Origin of the sequence: Pseudomonas sp. WAC2, assembly GCF_030403525.1 — a bacterium.
Lineage (GTDB): Bacteria > Pseudomonadota > Gammaproteobacteria > Pseudomonadales > Pseudomonadaceae > Chryseomonas > Chryseomonas luteola.
The window spans coordinates 222,171-238,014 of sequence record NZ_JAUEPD010000010.1; the positions used below are offsets into that span (position 1 = coordinate 222,171).

General features: G+C 51.5%; 16 protein-coding genes and 1 pseudogene. 8 read left to right on the forward strand and 9 right to left on the reverse strand.

All coding sequences use genetic code 11. The annotated features are described in order from the left end of the window. Positions 1-186: 186 nt before the first annotated feature. Both clpS and clpA read left to right on the forward strand, forming a co-directional pair. Positions 187-546: an ATP-dependent Clp protease adapter ClpS gene (clpS, locus tag QWJ10_RS20535; protein ID WP_026004116.1), complete on the forward strand. Its 360-nt coding sequence runs from the start codon at positions 187-189 to the stop codon at positions 544-546. A gap of 26 nt (positions 547-572) precedes the next feature. Then, entirely contained in the window at positions 573-2,840 is a 2,268-nt protein-coding gene (gene clpA, locus QWJ10_RS20540) for an ATP-dependent Clp protease ATP-binding subunit ClpA (protein ID WP_074824332.1), read from the forward strand. A gap of 54 nt (positions 2,841-2,894) precedes the next feature. Here clpA and infA read toward each other — a convergent pair whose 3' ends face one another. From infA to aat, 3 genes are all read right to left on the reverse strand, one after another. After that, positions 2,895-3,113: a translation initiation factor IF-1 gene (gene infA / locus QWJ10_RS20545; RefSeq protein WP_002553999.1), complete on the reverse strand. Its 219-nt coding sequence runs from the start codon at positions 3,111-3,113 to the stop codon at positions 2,895-2,897. A 101-nt stretch (positions 3,114-3,214) separates the two neighbouring features. Continuing rightward, entirely contained in the window at positions 3,215-3,922 is a 708-nt protein-coding gene (locus tag QWJ10_RS20550; RefSeq protein WP_010794658.1) for an arginyltransferase, read from the reverse strand. A 41-nt stretch (positions 3,923-3,963) separates the two neighbouring features. Continuing rightward, positions 3,964-4,653: a leucyl/phenylalanyl-tRNA--protein transferase gene (aat, locus tag QWJ10_RS20555; protein ID WP_289929543.1), complete on the reverse strand. Its 690-nt coding sequence runs from the start codon at positions 4,651-4,653 to the stop codon at positions 3,964-3,966. Between the two features lie 261 nt (positions 4,654-4,914). Between aat and QWJ10_RS20560 the strand changes: the two genes are divergently transcribed. The 6 genes from QWJ10_RS20560 to cysG are packed head-to-tail and all read left to right on the forward strand — an operon-like array spanning position 4,915 to position 12,449. Continuing rightward, entirely contained in the window at positions 4,915-7,410 is a 2,496-nt protein-coding gene (locus QWJ10_RS20560) for a DNA translocase FtsK (protein ID WP_173869058.1), read from the forward strand. 21 nt (positions 7,411-7,431) lie between these two features. After that, entirely contained in the window at positions 7,432-8,055 is a 624-nt protein-coding gene (lolA, locus tag QWJ10_RS20565) for an outer membrane lipoprotein chaperone LolA (protein WP_010794655.1), read from the forward strand. 9 nt (positions 8,056-8,064) lie between these two features. Next, entirely contained in the window at positions 8,065-9,393 is a 1,329-nt protein-coding gene (locus tag QWJ10_RS20570; protein WP_197872886.1) for a replication-associated recombination protein A, read from the forward strand. Further along, positions 9,390-9,764 (forward strand): fluoride efflux transporter CrcB, encoded by a 375-nt coding sequence (gene crcB, locus QWJ10_RS20575; RefSeq protein WP_289929506.1) that lies wholly within the window; start codon positions 9,390-9,392, stop codon positions 9,762-9,764. The genes QWJ10_RS20570 and crcB overlap by 4 nt, the downstream gene beginning before the upstream one ends. Before the next feature lie 13 nt (positions 9,765-9,777). After that, positions 9,778-11,058 (forward strand): serine--tRNA ligase, encoded by a 1,281-nt coding sequence (gene serS, locus QWJ10_RS20580; RefSeq protein WP_019367041.1) that lies wholly within the window; start codon positions 9,778-9,780, stop codon positions 11,056-11,058. Next, complete coding sequence (cysG, locus tag QWJ10_RS20585; RefSeq protein ID WP_289929509.1) at positions 11,058-12,449, forward strand: siroheme synthase CysG; 1,392 nt, start codon at positions 11,058-11,060, stop codon at positions 12,447-12,449. Before serS ends, cysG begins: the two co-directional genes overlap by 1 nt. Here cysG and QWJ10_RS20590 read toward each other — a convergent pair. The 6 genes and pseudogenes from QWJ10_RS20590 to tusD all read right to left on the reverse strand — a co-directional run bounded on the left by QWJ10_RS20590 (position 12,446) and on the right by tusD (position 15,810). After that, positions 12,446-13,453, reverse strand: a pseudogene (locus QWJ10_RS20590) (glutathione S-transferase family protein). The gene cysG and the pseudogene QWJ10_RS20590 sit on opposite strands and share 4 nt — an antisense overlap. Positions 13,454-13,483: 30 nt before the next feature. After that, on the reverse strand, positions 13,484-14,455 hold the full coding sequence (locus QWJ10_RS20595; protein ID WP_289929511.1) for a glycosyl transferase family protein: 972 nt from the start codon (positions 14,453-14,455) through the stop codon (positions 13,484-13,486). Further along, positions 14,452-14,766, reverse strand: a complete 315-nt coding sequence (locus tag QWJ10_RS20600; RefSeq protein ID WP_122042359.1) for a TusE/DsrC/DsvC family sulfur relay protein — start codon at positions 14,764-14,766, stop codon at positions 14,452-14,454. The genes QWJ10_RS20595 and QWJ10_RS20600 overlap by 4 nt, the downstream gene beginning before the upstream one ends. Further along, entirely contained in the window at positions 14,763-15,062 is a 300-nt protein-coding gene (gene tusB, locus QWJ10_RS20605) for a sulfurtransferase complex subunit TusB (RefSeq protein WP_289929515.1), read from the reverse strand. The genes QWJ10_RS20600 and tusB overlap by 4 nt, the downstream gene beginning before the upstream one ends. Then, positions 15,059-15,418 carry a sulfurtransferase complex subunit TusC gene (gene tusC / locus QWJ10_RS20610; protein WP_010794646.1) on the reverse strand — a complete coding sequence of 120 codons (360 nt, stop codon included), beginning with the start codon at positions 15,416-15,418 and terminating at the stop codon, positions 15,059-15,061. The genes tusB and tusC overlap by 4 nt, the downstream gene beginning before the upstream one ends. Next, the gene (tusD, locus tag QWJ10_RS20615) at positions 15,418-15,810 is read right to left on the reverse strand and encodes a sulfurtransferase complex subunit TusD (RefSeq protein ID WP_289929517.1); all 393 of its coding nucleotides are present in this window, start codon (positions 15,808-15,810) and stop codon (positions 15,418-15,420) included. The genes tusC and tusD overlap by 1 nt, the downstream gene beginning before the upstream one ends. Positions 15,811-15,844: the final 34 nt, after the last annotated feature.

The window sequence follows — 15,844 nt, forward strand, 5'->3', positions numbered from 1 at the left end:
TCCCACTACAGTCCCGTTCAGATAGTCTTGAACGCACTAAAACACGGAACCCCTGGTACCCTTATGGGTATCCAAAGGTTTTAACACCCTTTTAGGGTTAGTCAAGGCGATGCGATATTCGCCTGAGAAGTAGATCAAGGTCTTTGCGGACCTTCTAATCCATTCACTAGAAAAAATTTCTTGAGCATGCATCCAATCAGCCATATTCGACTAACATCAGAACAAGGCCCTTCACATCACGAGGATGACGGTGCAGGCCTGGCTGTCCAGGAAGCAAAACCTGCATTGAAGGCTCCGTCGTTGTATAAGGTACTTATGTTCAACGACGACTACACCCCGATGGAGTTTGTTGTTGAGGTGCTTGAGAAGTTCTTTAGCATGAATCGTGAAAAGGCCACACAGATAATGTTGGTCGTTCACACCCAAGGTAAGGCCGTGTGTGGAGTCTTTACTCGCGACATTGCTGAAACCAAGGCCATGCAAGTGAATCAATATGCTAGGGAGAGCCAGCATCCGCTCCTTTGTGAGATTGAAATAGAAAGTTGATCTGTGCCTGGCTATGAGGTGAAGCTATGTTGAATCGTGAGCTCGAAGTCACCCTCAATCTTGCCTTCAAGGAGGCAAGAACGAAGCGTCATGAATTCATGACTGTCGAACACCTCCTCCTCGCGTTGCTGGATAACGAAGCGGCTGCAACAGTGCTTCGTGCATGTGGTGCGAACATGGATAAGTTGCGGCGGGATCTGCACGAGTTTATCGACTCGACGACTCCGCTCATCCCGCAGCAAGATGAAGAGCGTGAAACCCAGCCTACGCTTGGTTTCCAGCGTGTCCTGCAGCGTGCTGTTTTCCATGTGCAAAGTTCCGGCAAGCGAGAGGTAACCGGAGCGAACGTCCTTGTTGCAATTTTTTCAGAGCAGGAAAGCCAGGCGGTCTTTTTGCTCAAGCAACAGAGCGTAGCGCGTATTGATGTTGTCAATTTTATCGCTCATGGGATCTCCAAGGTGCCTGGCACCAATGAGAGAGACCAAGAGCAGGATCAGCCTGACGAGGAGGGCGGAGAAACAACCGCCAGCAACCATCCTCTGGAGGCTTATGCAAGTAATCTGAACGAGTTGGCTCGTCAGGGTCGTATCGATCCTCTTGTCGGTCGTGAGAACGAAGTAGAGCGTGTCGCCCAGATTCTGGCTCGCCGCCGCAAGAACAATCCTTTGCTGGTGGGTGAGGCCGGGGTAGGCAAAACGGCGATTGCTGAAGGTTTGGCTAAGCGCATCGTTGATGGGCAGGTGCCGGATCTGCTGGCTGATAGTGTCGTTTATTCACTTGACTTGGGTGCGCTGCTGGCTGGTACCAAGTACCGCGGCGATTTTGAGAAGCGCTTCAAGGGGTTGCTACACGAGTTGCGTAAGCGTCCCCATGCTGTGTTGTTTATTGACGAGATCCACACAATCATCGGTGCGGGTGCCGCATCTGGTGGTGTAATGGATGCTTCCAACCTGCTCAAGCCATTGTTGTCATCGGGTGAAATCCGCTGCATCGGCTCAACAACCTTCCAGGAATTCCGCGGTATTTTCGAGAAAGATCGTGCCTTGGCGCGCCGGTTCCAGAAAGTTGATGTGGTTGAGCCTTCCGTTGAAGATACCTTTGGTATCTTGCGAGGCCTGAAAGCTCGCTTTGAGCAACATCATGGTATTGAGTACAGTGATGAGGCACTGCGTGCCGCCGCCGATTTGGCTGCGCGTTATATTAATGATCGACATATGCCGGACAAGGCTATCGACGTCATTGATGAGGCGGGTGCTTTCCAGCGATTACAGCCTGAATCGAAGCGTGTGCAGCGTATCGAAGTCGCACAGGTTGAGGACATTGTTGCCAAGATTGCTCGAATTCCTCCAAAGACGGTCAATACGTCGGACAAGGAGCTTCTGCGTAATCTGGAGCGCGATCTGAAATTGACGGTATTTGGTCAGGACATGGCAATCGACTCGCTATCGACTGCTATCAAGCTCTCGCGAGCTGGTCTTAAATCGCCCGACAAGCCGGTCGGCTCCTTCCTGTTTGCCGGTCCTACCGGTGTTGGTAAGACAGAGGTGGCAAGACAGCTAGCTAAAGCGTTAGGGATCGAATTGATCCGCTTCGATATGTCGGAGTATATGGAGCGTCATACCGTTTCGCGTTTGATCGGTGCGCCTCCTGGCTACGTTGGCTTTGATCAAGGTGGTCTGCTGACTGAAGCTATTACCAAGACGCCGCATTGTGTACTTCTGCTTGATGAGATCGAAAAGGCGCATCCTGAGGTCTTTAACCTGCTTCTGCAGGTCATGGATCATGGTACGTTGACGGATAACAACGGCCGTAAGGCTGATTTCCGTAACGTTATTGTGATTCTCACGACCAACGCAGGGGCTGAAACCGCTTCTCGTGCCTCGATCGGCTTCACGTTGCAAGATCACTCAACCGACGCAATGGAAGTTATCAAGAAGAGCTTTACACCTGAGTTCCGTAACCGCCTGGATACCATTATCCAGTTTGGTCGCCTTAGCCACGAAACCATCAAGAGCATCGTGGATAAATTCCTCACTGAGTTGCAAGCTCAGCTGGAAGATAAACGCGTTCAGCTTGAGGTCTCGGATGCTGCCCGCGGCTGGCTGGCTACCAATGGTTATGATCCTCAGATGGGAGCTCGGCCCATGGGTCGTCTGATTCAGGATAAGATCAAGCGGCCGCTGGCTGAAGAGATCTTGTTTGGTGAGTTGGCTGAACATGGAGGGGTGGTTCACATCGATCTCAAGGGTGATGAGTTAGCCTTTGAGTACGAAACTACGGCGGAGCCTGCATAAAGAGGTTGCGCCCACAAAAAAGCCCGGCATATGCCGGGCTTTTTTGTGGAGGTATCAACGAGCGCGATACGTAATTCGACCTTTACTCAGATCGTAGGGCGTCAGTTCCACGCGCACCTTGTCTCCGGTTAGGATACGAATGTAGTTCTTGCGCATCTTTCCAGAAATATGCGCCGTAACGACGTGCCCATTTTCCAACTCCACGCGGAACATGGTGTTAGGCAGGGTGTCGACGACAGTACCTTCCATTTCGAAGCTGTCTTCTTTCGACATAGGTTATGAAGCCCCTCGGTAACATAAAAATGCCTGGACCATCCAGGCGGAAAATCGGCATGCATTGTGCCCGAAAAACTCAATCGATGCCATGTCTGATGTCAGGACACTCGAACCCAGCGTTGATTGACAAAGAGTTCGATTGGCCGATATTGAGTCTTATAGGACATCTTTCGACAGCCTTTGATCCAATAACCGAGATAAACCGCTTCAAGATTCAGGCGTGCCGTTTCCGCGATCTGCCAGAGAATGCCAAACGTACCAAGACTTCTACGTTCCTCGTCTGGATCATAGAAGGTATACACGGCAGACAGGCCGTTGGGTAACACATCGGTTACTGCAACGCCAACCAAGCGTTCGCCCAAGCGCATTTCGTAAAAAAAGGCGTAAGGCAGCTCCCGGATAAGAAAGGTCGTAAACTGTTCTCGGCTTGGAGGGTACATGTCACCGTCTGCATGCCGTTCCGTAATGTAGCGTGCATACAGTCGATAATGCTCTTCTGTAAAGCGAGGCCTACGCTTTTCAATGGTGATATCTGCATTTCGCTTGAGAATACGCTTCTGACGTCTATCGGGAACAAAATCGGCAGCGCGAATACGTGCCGGAACGCACGCCTTGCATTGCTGGCAGTGAGGTCGATATAGATGATCTCCGCTGCGCCTGAAACCTAATTCAGAGAGTTCGGCATACAGCTGGCCGCTCATGGGTTGGGCGGGGTCGAGAAAGAGCGTGGTTGCCTGCTGGTCAGGCAGGTAACTGCAAGTGTGCGGCTGAGTGGCGTAAAACTTCAATCGGGCCAGCTCGCTCATAATCTACCTCTAGGAAAACATGAGGAAGGTAATCAATCCTGTCATGCCGGTTGCAAAGACCAGTCTGCTTTAGATGTTTCGTCCAGGTATCGTGCCAAATAGTTCGAAAATTGCGTACGAGAAATGCTCGTCGCGCCAAAGCTTTCAAGGTGTCGCGTGGGCATCTGGCAATCAATCAGCGCAAAGTCCCATTCTGCCAGTTGCTGAGCCAATGTAGCGAAACCAACCTTGGACGCATTGGCGGTGCGGCTAAACATGGACTCTCCAAAGAATAGTTTACCGATTGCCAAGCCATACAGGCCGCCGACGAGCGAGTCCTCTTCCCAAACTTCGACTGAATGAGCAATGCCTCGTTTGTAAAGCTCTACATAGGCCTGCTGCATTTCCGAGGTGATCCATGTTTCGTGGGTATAATCTCGTGGTTCAGAGCACCCCTTGATGACCTGCGCAAAATCTTTGTCAAAGGTCACCGTAAAGCGTTGCTGACGAATCAGCTTTGCAAGGCTGCGAGAGATATGGATCTCTTCAGGTATCAATACCGTTCTGGGGTCGGGCGACCACCAAAGAATGGGTTGGTCAGCCTGGAACCATGGAAAGCAACCGTGACGATAGGCGGCAATCAAGCGTTCGGGTGAAAGGTCACCGCCTATCGCAAGCAGCCCATTAGGTTCGCTCAGCGCACTACTGAGCGGCGGAAATTGTATAAAGTCGCGTTTCAACCAAGTCAGCATGGAAGGGGAGGGGGTTAACAAAGTAGTCTTCAGGCTAACTCCGATTACTGGCAAGCGCCAGTTTTCCCTTTTGATTTAAACTTTGTTGAGGAATGCTGCATAACTCTTTGTCACAACAGCAAAAGAATGTTCCAATGCATGGTTCACGGCTAAAGTCGTGGTAAAAATAGGTCATTGTTGTTGCGACTCGGTTTTTCGTATGGAACGAGCTGCGTAGGGTCGTAGAATGCTGCCTTGTTTCTTTTCATCTTCACGTTGTCGGTGCAGGAAAAGTCGCGTTTGAAACAATCTACTTCTGCCAGCCATGTGACACAGTGGCGCGAACACCTTCATTATCGTTTGAAGGAGGTGTTGCTTATCGCATTAGCCGCCTTGTGTCTGTATACACTGATGGCTTTATTGACCTATGACCCCTCTGATCCAGGCTGGACGCACACCAGTCGTATAGATCAGATCCACAACGCTGCAGGGCGTGCTGGCGCATGGCTGGCTGATGTCCTCTTTATGGCGTTGGGATACTTCGCTTTCATTTTTCCGTTGCTGTTAGGCATCAAGACCTGGCAGGTGTTCAGGCATCGCTATATGCCATGGGAATGGAGCGGGTGGCTGTTTTCATGGCGTCTGACCGGACTGGTTTTCCTTATTCTGGCAGGCTCTGCACTGGCTTACATTCACTTTCACGCTGACGCCCATTTGCCGGCTTCGGCAGGCGGTGCGCTTGGAGAAAGCCTGGGGCAACTTGCCCTTAATGCTCTAAATGTGCAGGGCAGTACATTGCTATTTTTAGCAGTATTCCTGTTGGGCCTGACCGTTTTTACCGATCTCTCCTGGTTTAAGGTCATGGACCTGACAGGAAAGATTACGCTTGATTTATTCGAGCTTGTTCAGGGAGGCGCCAGCCGCTGGATGGGTAGCCGCAGTGAGCGGAAGCGTCTTGCTTCACAACTGCAGGATGAAGAGTATTACGACGATGAAGAGCTTGAGGTTGAGGAGGAAGAGCCTCAGGCGCCTATCAAGCGAGAAGCTAAAAAGACTCGTGAGCGTGTCGTTGAAACCGTTGAGCTTGATGATGAAGCTCTGGTGCCTGAGCGCAAGTCCGTTCCCGCTATGCCAGTTAATGAGCGGCCTGTAGTGGAAAAGCCTCAAGCTGCCAAGCCAGCACCTCAGATCAATATGCCAGCGCCTGCTCCGATCCCTAAGCCGATCGAGGCAAAACGATCCGCTCCGCCTGCCGCGCACGTTGTTGATTCAGCCGTTGAAGGTACGATACCACCGATATCCTTGCTGGATCCGGCAGAGAAAAAACAGCAGAGTTTTTCTCCAGAGTCGCTTGAGACGATGTCACGTCTGCTTGAGATAAAACTCAAGGAGTTTGGTGTCGAGGTCACAGTCGAGTCGGTTCACCCGGGACCAGTCATTACTCGTTTCGAGATACAACCTGCTGCTGGAGTGAAAGTCAGCCGTATTTCTAACTTGGCGAAAGATCTGGCGCGCTCACTGGCTGTTTTCAGTGTTCGGGTTGTTGAGGTCATTCCGGGCAAAACTACTGTCGGTATCGAGATTCCAAATGAAGACCGACAGATGGTGCGTTTTTCTGAAGTACTGGAGTCTCCTGAATATGAGGCCTCTAAGTCGCCCGTGACGCTCGCCCTAGGCCATGACATTGGCGGTAGGCCTGTTATCGCGGATTTGGCCAAAATGCCGCACTTGCTTGTAGCAGGTACCACAGGTTCGGGTAAGTCCGTTGGCGTAAACGCTATGCTTCTGTCGATTCTGTTCAAGTCGACGCCCGAAGAGGCGCGGTTGATCATGATCGACCCCAAGATGTTGGAATTGTCTATCTACGAGGGTATTCCACACCTTCTTTGCCCTGTCGTAACGGACATGAAAGAGGCTGCCAATGCGCTGCGCTGGAGCGTAGCCGAAATGGAGCGGCGCTATAAGCTCATGGCTGCTATGGGGGTCAGAAACCTTGCTGGCTTCAACCGCAAGATCAAGGACGCGGAGGAGGCAGGGACACCTCTGACAGATCCTCTTTATCGACGCGAAAGCATGGATGACGAAGCGCCGCTTCTAAAAGCGCTGCCTACGATCGTTGTAGTTGTCGATGAATTCGCCGACATGATGATGATTGTTGGCAAAAAAGTGGAAGAACTGATTGCGCGTATTGCTCAAAAGGCGCGTGCTGCAGGTATTCACCTGATCCTGGCCACCCAGCGCCCTTCGGTAGATGTGATTACCGGTCTGATCAAGGCCAACATCCCGACGCGTATGGCTTTCCAAGTATCGAGTAAGATCGACTCTCGAACCATCCTTGATCAAGGTGGTGCAGAGCAGTTGCTGGGGCATGGTGACATGCTCTATCTGCCGCCGGGTACAGGTCTTCCTATTCGTGTCCATGGCGCTTTCGTCTCAGATGACGAGGTGCATCGCCTGGTTGAAGCCTGGAAACAACGCGGCGCGCCTGACTACATTGAAGACATCCTTGCGGGGGCAGATGAGGGCGGTGGCTCGTTTGAGGGTGGTAGCGGTGGTGATGGCAGTGAAGGAAATGAAGACGATCCCCTTTACGATGAGGCTGTCCGCTTTGTAACGGAAAGCCGCAGGGCCTCGATTTCTGCAGTTCAGCGCAAGCTCAAGATCGGTTATAACCGTGCTGCGCGAATGATCGAGGCCATGGAGATGGCTGGAGTTGTCACGCCTATGAATACGAACGGTTCAAGAGAGGTGATTGCACCTTCTCCTGTGCGTGATTAACCAATGTTTAAGAGGAATTCCATGCGATTGACTCGCTTGTTTGCCCTGGCAATTACAACTTTTCTAAGCGTCTCGGCTCAGGCTGCATCGGATGCAGCGGACCGTCTTTCCCAGTATCTGGAGAAAGCGCAGACCATGACGGCTCGCTTTTCCCAGCTGACTCTAGATGGCTCCGGCACCCGTCTTCAGGAGACTGCGGGTAATTTGAGTCTCAAGCGGCCAGGTCTTTTTCGTTGGCATACAGACTCTCCCATGGAGCAGCTGCTGGTGTCTGATGGGCAAAAGGTATGGCTATACGATCCAGACCTTGAGCAGGTAACTATTCAGAAGCTGGATCAGCGCCTAACCCAGACGCCTGCGTTACTATTGTCCGGTGATGTGTCGAAGATTGAGGACAGTTTTACAATTACCTACAAGCAAAGCGGTAACGTGACTGATTTTGTACTCAAGCCTAAAACCAGCGATACGCTGTTTGACAGCTTGCGCCTCTCATTTCGCGGTAACGTAATCAACGATATGCAGCTGATCGATAGCGTCGGTCAACGCACCAATATCCTGTTCTTCAACGTAAAAATGAATGAGCCGGTAAACGCCTCGGAATTCGTGTTTGAAATTCCTAAAGGTGCCGACGTCATTCAGGAGTGATCCTGCCCCATGGATCTATTCCGCGCAACGCCAGTGGCTCAGCCGCTGGCTGCTCGTATGCGTGCCACCACCCTGGACGAATACGTTGGCCAGCAGCATTTGCTTGCCCGAGGAAAACCTCTGCGAGAAGCACTGGAGCAGGGCGCGCTGCATTCCATGATTTTCTGGGGCCCACCAGGTGTCGGCAAGACGACATTGGCGCGTTTGCTGGCTGAAGTCAGCGATGCTCATTTCGAGACGATCTCGGCGGTTCTTTCCGGTGTAAAGGAGATCCGTCAGGCTGTTGAGATAGCCCGGCAGCAGGCTGCTCAGTATGGGCGTCGAACCATATTGTTCGTTGATGAAGTTCACCGCTTCAATAAATCCCAGCAAGATGCCTTTCTTCCCTATGTGGAAGACGGCACCCTTTTGTTTATTGGAGCGACGACTGAAAACCCTTCTTTTGAACTTAATAATGCGCTTCTTTCGAGAGCACGTGTTTATGTTCTCAAAAGCCTGGATGAAGAGGCCTTAACTCAGCTTACCAATCGAGCGCTGTTTGAAGACAAGGGCCTTGGTAAGCGCCGGTTAAGCCTTCCAGAGGAAAGTCGGAAAATTTTATTGGCCGCTGCCGATGGAGATGGCCGCAGGTTACTCAATCTACTTGAAAATGCGGCCGATCTGGCTGAAGACGGCACAGACATAAGCCCGGATCTTTTACAAAGCTTGCTCGGTGATGGGCGCCGCCGTTTCGATAAAGGCGGTGAAGCGTTTTACGATCAAATTTCTGCGTTGCATAAGTCTGTTCGGGGTTCTAATCCCGACGCAACCTTGTATTGGTACGCCCGTATGATCGATGGAGGCTGCGATCCGCTCTACATTGCTCGTCGTGTTGTGCGCATGGCCAGTGAAGATATTGGTAATGCCGATCCGCGTGCATTATCAATCTGTCTTTCTGCCTGGGATGTCCAAGAGCGGTTGGGCAGCCCGGAGGGTGAGCTTGCTATTGCGCAGGCCCTTGTTTACTTGGCCTGTGCGCCTAAAAGCAATGCGGTATACAAAGCTTTCAACATGGCAATGGCAGATGTCAGGCAGAATGGCTCTCATGAAGTTCCTGTACATCTTCGCAATGCGCCAACCAAGCTGATGAAGTCGTTGGGGTATGGTGAGGAGTATCGCTATGCACATGATGAACCTGATGCATATGCGGCAGGTGAAGATTATTTTCCCGAGGATAAGGCGCCGGTTCATTACTACGAGCCTGTACCACGCGGTTTAGAGCTCAAAATTCGTGACAAGCTCAGTCATTTGGCTGACTTGGATAGGGCCAGTCTGCGCCAGCGGCGGAAAGCGCCATGACACCCATGATCCTAGCTATCGCAGCGGGTGGTGTACTAGGCACTCTGTTGCGATTTATCACGACATCCTGGCTAACGGCGATCTGGCCTAAGCATTTCTACATGGGCACATTGATCGTCAACTATATGGGCTGCTTACTTATCGGTGTTTTATACGGTCTTTTCCTTATTCGACCTGATGTGCCTGCGGAGCTAAGAGCAGGGCTTATCGTTGGCTTTCTAGGTGGCTTAACAACTTTTTCTTCCTTTTCCCTTGATACATTACGCTTGCTGGAAGGTGGCCAGGCTTTGCTTGCCATTGGATATGCCACGGCCAGCGTCGTAGGTGGTTTGCTTGCTACGTGGGCAGGCCTGTCATTGACAAAACTCTAATACGAGAAAAAACATGCTTGATGCAAAACTGGTACGTACACAGCCTCAGGAAGTGGCAGAACGCCTTGCCGCGCGTGGTTTCACGCTTGATGTACAGCGCATCGAATCCTTGGAATCAACTCGCAAGTCTGTGCAAACACGTACCGAGGAGCTTCAGGCTGAACGTAACAGTCGATCAAAGGCCATTGGTCAAGCCAAGGCGCGCGGTGAAGACATCGCGCCGCTTCTGGCCGATGTGGACCGTATGGGAGGCGAGCTGGAGACCGCCAAGCGTGAGCTGGACGTGATTCAGTCTGAATTGGATGCTCTGCTGCTAGGGCTGCCTAACTTGCCACATGAGTCCGTTCCAGTAGGCACCAGCGAGGAGGAGAACGTAGAGGTTCGCCGTTGGGGCACTCCTAAGTGTTTTGACTTTGAGATTAAGGACCATGTAACCCTGGGTGAAGCTCATGGTTGGTTGGATTTTGATACGGCCTCTCGCTTCTCGGGGGCCCGCTTTGCCTTGATGCGAGGCCCTATAGCCCGTCTACACCGTGCATTGGCGCAATTTATGATCAATCTGCACACGGGCGAGCATGGTTACGAGGAGGCTTACACACCTTATCTTGTCCAGGCCGAAACCTTACAAGGCACAGGGCAGCTTCCTAAGTTTGAGGAAGATCTGTTCAAGGTTCCGCGTGACGGTGAAAGTCCGCTTTATCTGATCCCGACTGCGGAGGTCACATTGACCAATATCGCAGCGGGCAGGATTTTGGACGCCAAGGCACTGCCTATTCAGTTGGTAGCCCATACCCCATGCTTCCGTAGCGAGGCGGGTGCTTCCGGACGCGATACGCGTGGCATGATCCGTCAGCACCAGTTCGATAAGGTTGAAATGGTACATATTGTTGAGCCTGCAAAATCTTTCGAGGCATTAGAGGCTCTGACAGGTCATGCTGAGCGTGTTCTGCAACTTCTAGAGTTGCCCTATCGTGTGCTTGCTCTCTGCACTGGCGATATGGGCTTCAGTGCCACCAAAACGTATGACCTTGAAGTATGGATTCCGAGTCAGGATAAATATCGCGAGATTTCTTCCTGCTCTAATTGCGGTGATTTCCAAGCGCGCCGTATGCAGGCTCGGTGGCGTAACCCGGAAACGGGCAAGCCAGAGCTCGTACATACATTAAACGGCTCGGGTTTAGCAGTGGGTCGTACGTTAGTGGCTGTGCTGGAAAATTATCAACAAGCCGATGGAACCATTCGCGTGCCGGAAGTCCTCAAGCCGTACATGGGTGGCGTTGAGGTTATTGGCTGATGGAGTTCTTGCCACTGTTTCACAATCTGAGCGGCCGCCCTGTACTGATTGTTGGTGGAGGTGAGGTCGCTTTACGCAAGGCGCGATTACTTAAGGATGCTGGGGCAATGCTCAAGGTTGTTGCGCCACGCATTCATCCGGCCATGCGAGAATTGATTGAAAATGGTGGCGATTCGTTGATCGAGCGGCCCTACCAGGTAGATGATATGGGTGGGGCCGTCCTGGTTATTGCTGCAACCGATAATGAAGACCTTAACGTCCAGGTTTCGGCCCAAGCCAAGGCGATAGGTGTGCCAGTTAATGTGGTGGACTCTCCTTCACTGTGCACTGTTATCTTTCCTGCAATTATTGACCGCTCACCTTTGATTGTCGCAGTTTCGAGCGGGGGAGATGCGCCTGTCTTGGCTCGGCTTGTACGAGCCAAACTAGAGAGTTGGATACCTGCTGCATATGGTGAGCTAGCCGGCCTGGCTAAGAAATTTCGTTCTAAGGTTAAGCGCCGTTTTGGTGATGTCCAGGCGAGGCGCGTTTTCTGGGAAGAGGTATTCCAAAGCGAAATTGGCGAAAAGGTACTGGCTGGCCAGCCTCAAGTGGCTGAGCGCTTGCTTGAAGAGAAGCTTTGTAACGCATCCTCAAACGTTAAGGGCGAAGTCTATCTAGTAGGCGCGGGACCGGGTGATCCTGACTTGCTGACATTCAGGGCTTTGCGCCTCATGCAGCAGGCCGATGTAGTCTTATACGATCGCCTGGTTGCTCCCGCTATCCTGGATATGTGTCGTAGAGACGCTGATAGAATCTATGTGGGCAAAAAAAGAGCTGAGCACGCGGTTCCGCAAGAAGAAATCAATCAGCTTTTAATTGATCTGGCGAGTCAAGGTAAGCGTGTGTTGAGGCTTAAAGGCGGAGATCCGTTTATCTTTGGGCGCGGGGGTGAAGAAATTGAGCGTCTGGCTGCCCATGGGATTGGATTCCAGGTAGTGCCGGGTATTACAGCTGCCAGTGGCTGTGCGGCCTATGCTGGCATACCGCTGACGCATAGAGACTATGCCCAATCTGTACGCTTTATCACAGGCCATTTAAAAAATGACACGTGTGATTTGCCATGGAGTGATTTGACCTCTCCGGGGCAAACGTTGGTTTTTTATATGGGGTTGGTTGGGCTGCCAATCATTTGCGAGCAGCTTATCAAGCACGGGCGTGACGCTGGTACGCCAGCCGCCTTGGTTCAGCAAGGCACCACCTCAAGTCAGCGTGTATTTACGGGAACGCTGGCAGATTTGCCTGTTCTCGTAGCGCGCCATGAGGTTCATGCGCCTACGCTAATAATCGTAGGTGAGGTCGTAACCTTGCGTGAAAAGCTGGCCTGGTTCGAAGGCCAATCGCATCCTTAACGGTCACCCTGCCATAAACCTATAGCGGGCAACTGCTCCCGATCGTGAGGCGACGTTAAGTCGAGTGCTGGCCCTTTGGGAATGATCCCGTTAGGGTTAATCGTTTCGTGACTGCCATAATAGTGATGCTTGATATGCCCAAAGTTGACAGTCCCTGCAATGCCTGGCCACTGATAGAGCTCCTTCAGCCATCCCTGAAGGTTAGGGTAGTCTGTAATGCGGCGTAGATTGCATTTGAAGTGTCCGTAATAGACTGAGTCGAACCGTATTAATGTTGTAAAAAGGCGCCAATCTGCTTCTGTCAGGTATTTTCCTGTCAGGTAGCGATGCCTGCTCAGGCGATTTTCTAGTTGATCAAGAGTAGTAAAGAGCTCTTCAAGGGCGAGTCCGTAAGCGTACTGCTCTGTTGCAAATCCAGCCTTATAAACACCGTTATTCACCTTGGCATAGATAAGCTCGTTAAGTGAGTCGATGTCTCGCTGTAATGGTTCTGGATAAAAATCGATGCTGTTGCCTGTCAGTCTGTCAAATGCATGATTCATCATGCGGATGATATCGGCAGACTCATTGTTAACGATGCACTTATGCTTGTTATCCCATAGCATTGGTACTGTAACGCGACCTGTGTAATGAGGTGTAGCCTCGAGGTAGCGCTCATAAAGAAACCGCTTGGCTTCATCAGGTGTGTCACCCGTTGAGCCGAGCGTTTGATCAAAAGTCCATCCTTTGTCCTTCATAAGCCAACTAACAACAGATACGTCGATAATACTCTCGAGGCCTTTAAGCTTTCGGAAAATAAGGGTGCGATGAGCCCAGGGGCAGGCTAGAGAAACATACAAGCGGTAGCGGTTAGGCTCTGCCTCGAAGCCTGCCTCGCCTGTAGGGCCAGGCTCACCAGTGGTCGTTACCCAATGTCTGAACTAGGCGCTTTCCCGCTTGAAGCTTCCATCTTCACCGGTGTCGTACCAGCGGTCCTGCCATTTGCCTTCTACCAATAGGCCCATCGGCTCCTTTCCATATTGTGGAGCCGTCTATTAGTGACGTTGGCTCCAGTAATCTTTTGCCTTGGCTAGAGCGGCTTCCCGGCTGTGGCCAAGCGCTCTCAAACCCAAGGCTATCGTAGAAAGAACGGCCAGTTCGCCGTAAGCATCGTGTGCTTTGCCGGCCCATACATCCAATAGATGATTGGCATCCAGCCGCTCAGGTTTGACGTGTCTTCTGTCTGAAAGTGCAGGCCAGGTTTCATCCCACTCGGTACCGTACTCTGTGCCGTAGAGATGAAAGTCACTGTCTGGGTTGGCTTCAATTTCACCGCCTTCGCCTTTAATCACGATAGCTTTGTCGCCTAATAGGCGGCTGGCTTCACGGTGAATGGGCTGGTAGCCTGGATGAAAGATACTTTGCAGGATGCAAGTTGCTTTGAGCGGATTTAACAGTCTGACCAGCGAATGAATAGGCGAACGCAATCCCAACGTATTGCGTAAGTTGATCATATGCTGCAAGGCAGGCATCCAGTTTTCCAGTGGCATAAACGCCAGGTGGTCTTTATTTAAAGCTTCCTGTGTCTGGTGCCAATCGTTACAAAGACGTATACCCAGCGTTTCTAGAACCTGCTCAGTATATAGTCGTCCTGCTGTATGAGCGCCGCCGCCGTGAATCAGAATCCGCACACCATGGGATGACAGGCATTTGGTGGCAAGCAGAAACCATGGTAAGTGGCGTTTTTTACCTGCATAGCTAGGCCAGTCCAGATCTACTGGAATGGTCGGGGCGTTGAGATGTGCTCGAATAGCATCGGTAAAGCCGGCAAGCTCTTCTGCGCTTTCTTCCTTGTGTCGAAGCAGCATAAGAAAAGCGCCGAGTTGAACATCCTCGACATTTCCCTTAAGGATCATCCCCATGGCGCACTGGGCTTCTTCGCGAGTTAGGCTGCGTGAACCGCGTTTACCTTTGCCGAGTATGCGTATGAATTGAGCAAAGGGATGTTCTTCAGGCGTCGTTATCATAAGCAATTAGTCGGTTTTGGAAGTCCCGCCAGCTTGGCTGCTAGCTTGGCGGGGCTTCCTTTGAAAAGGAGATTCAAATGAAGGCTGTTACCCTTCTCGGGACCTAAGGTTTGCGCAATATATTTAATCAGCGGACGATTAGCTGGGGAAAGCTGGAACTCAGCATAGAAATCTCTAAGAGCATGAAGGATTTCCCAGTGTTCAGGCGTAAGAGAGAGACCTTCTCGAAGAGCCAGCTCCTCAGCTATTTCAACGGACCAGTCTCCTAGATCCAGTAAATAGCCTTCCTTGTCAACATTGAGTGCAGTCATGGCCAGCTATGTACCTTGTCATAAGCTACACAAAGAGCCACAAAACGATCATAGTCAATTATTTCAAAACGAGATGTTTCTCTGAGTCCGCGGGCCTCGACATCCTCTTGAAGAGCAAAGCCTTTGACGCCGGTTTGAAGCGTTTCAAGCAGAGCCGCTGTTCGCGAGCTTTCTTGTAGCAGGTATGTAGCGTCGCCCATTAATAAAAGTGCATCCTGCTCCGCAAGTAGCGGCAGGGCGCTGTCTAGCATCCTGCTCTGGAAAGGCGAAGCCGAGATAAGGTGAAGCGTCTTCACAGCGTAATCACCATGTCGTGCTGATTTAAAAGCAGTCGAGCCTCTTCGGTAGATAGGATCTCGACTTCCAGTTCAAGCGTTGATTGCATTACGTTGCGCTCCAGTAAGCTGCTTTCCAATGCATACAATTTGTCTACGCCGAACAAGGGAAGAGCTTGTAGATTAGCGGTCAGATCTTTTTGCTCAAGATGTGAAGCTGCCTGAGAGGGTTGTAATTGGAAAACACCGTCATCCATGAAGAGCATGGCAATGGGCAAATCGAAAGCGCCGCCTGCTAGGGCAATGTCTAGAGCTTCTCGGGCTGCCATGCCCGACCATGGCGCTTGCCGACTAATAATGAGCAGCGACTTTGCCATTAAGCGTCTCCAAAGCAAATGAGGCGATCGGCTTCCTGCGCAGCCTCATGAAGCTGCCCTAGACCAGAAAGCTGCCAGGGCTCGTAAAGGTTGGCACTCTGGCGCCCATGGCGATGAGCCTCTTCCGAGCTCAGAATGCCGCGCCGTAAAGCGGCAGAAATGCAGACGACTGAATCCAGCTTATTTTGCTGAATGAATAAGCCCCATTGGCCCGCCCAGTCTTGCTCATCTTGAGGCGTTACGATGGATGAAGAGGCATTGTGTACTCCATCCTGATAGAAAAAAAGACGAGTGATTTCATGGTGCGCGGACAGCACGGCCTCAGCAAACCGAAGGGCTCTTCGGGAGGAGGGCGAGTGAGGTGCGGAAAATACAACGATAGCAAATTTCATAAATAAAAAGGCCCGCCAAAGCGGGCCTCTCCAA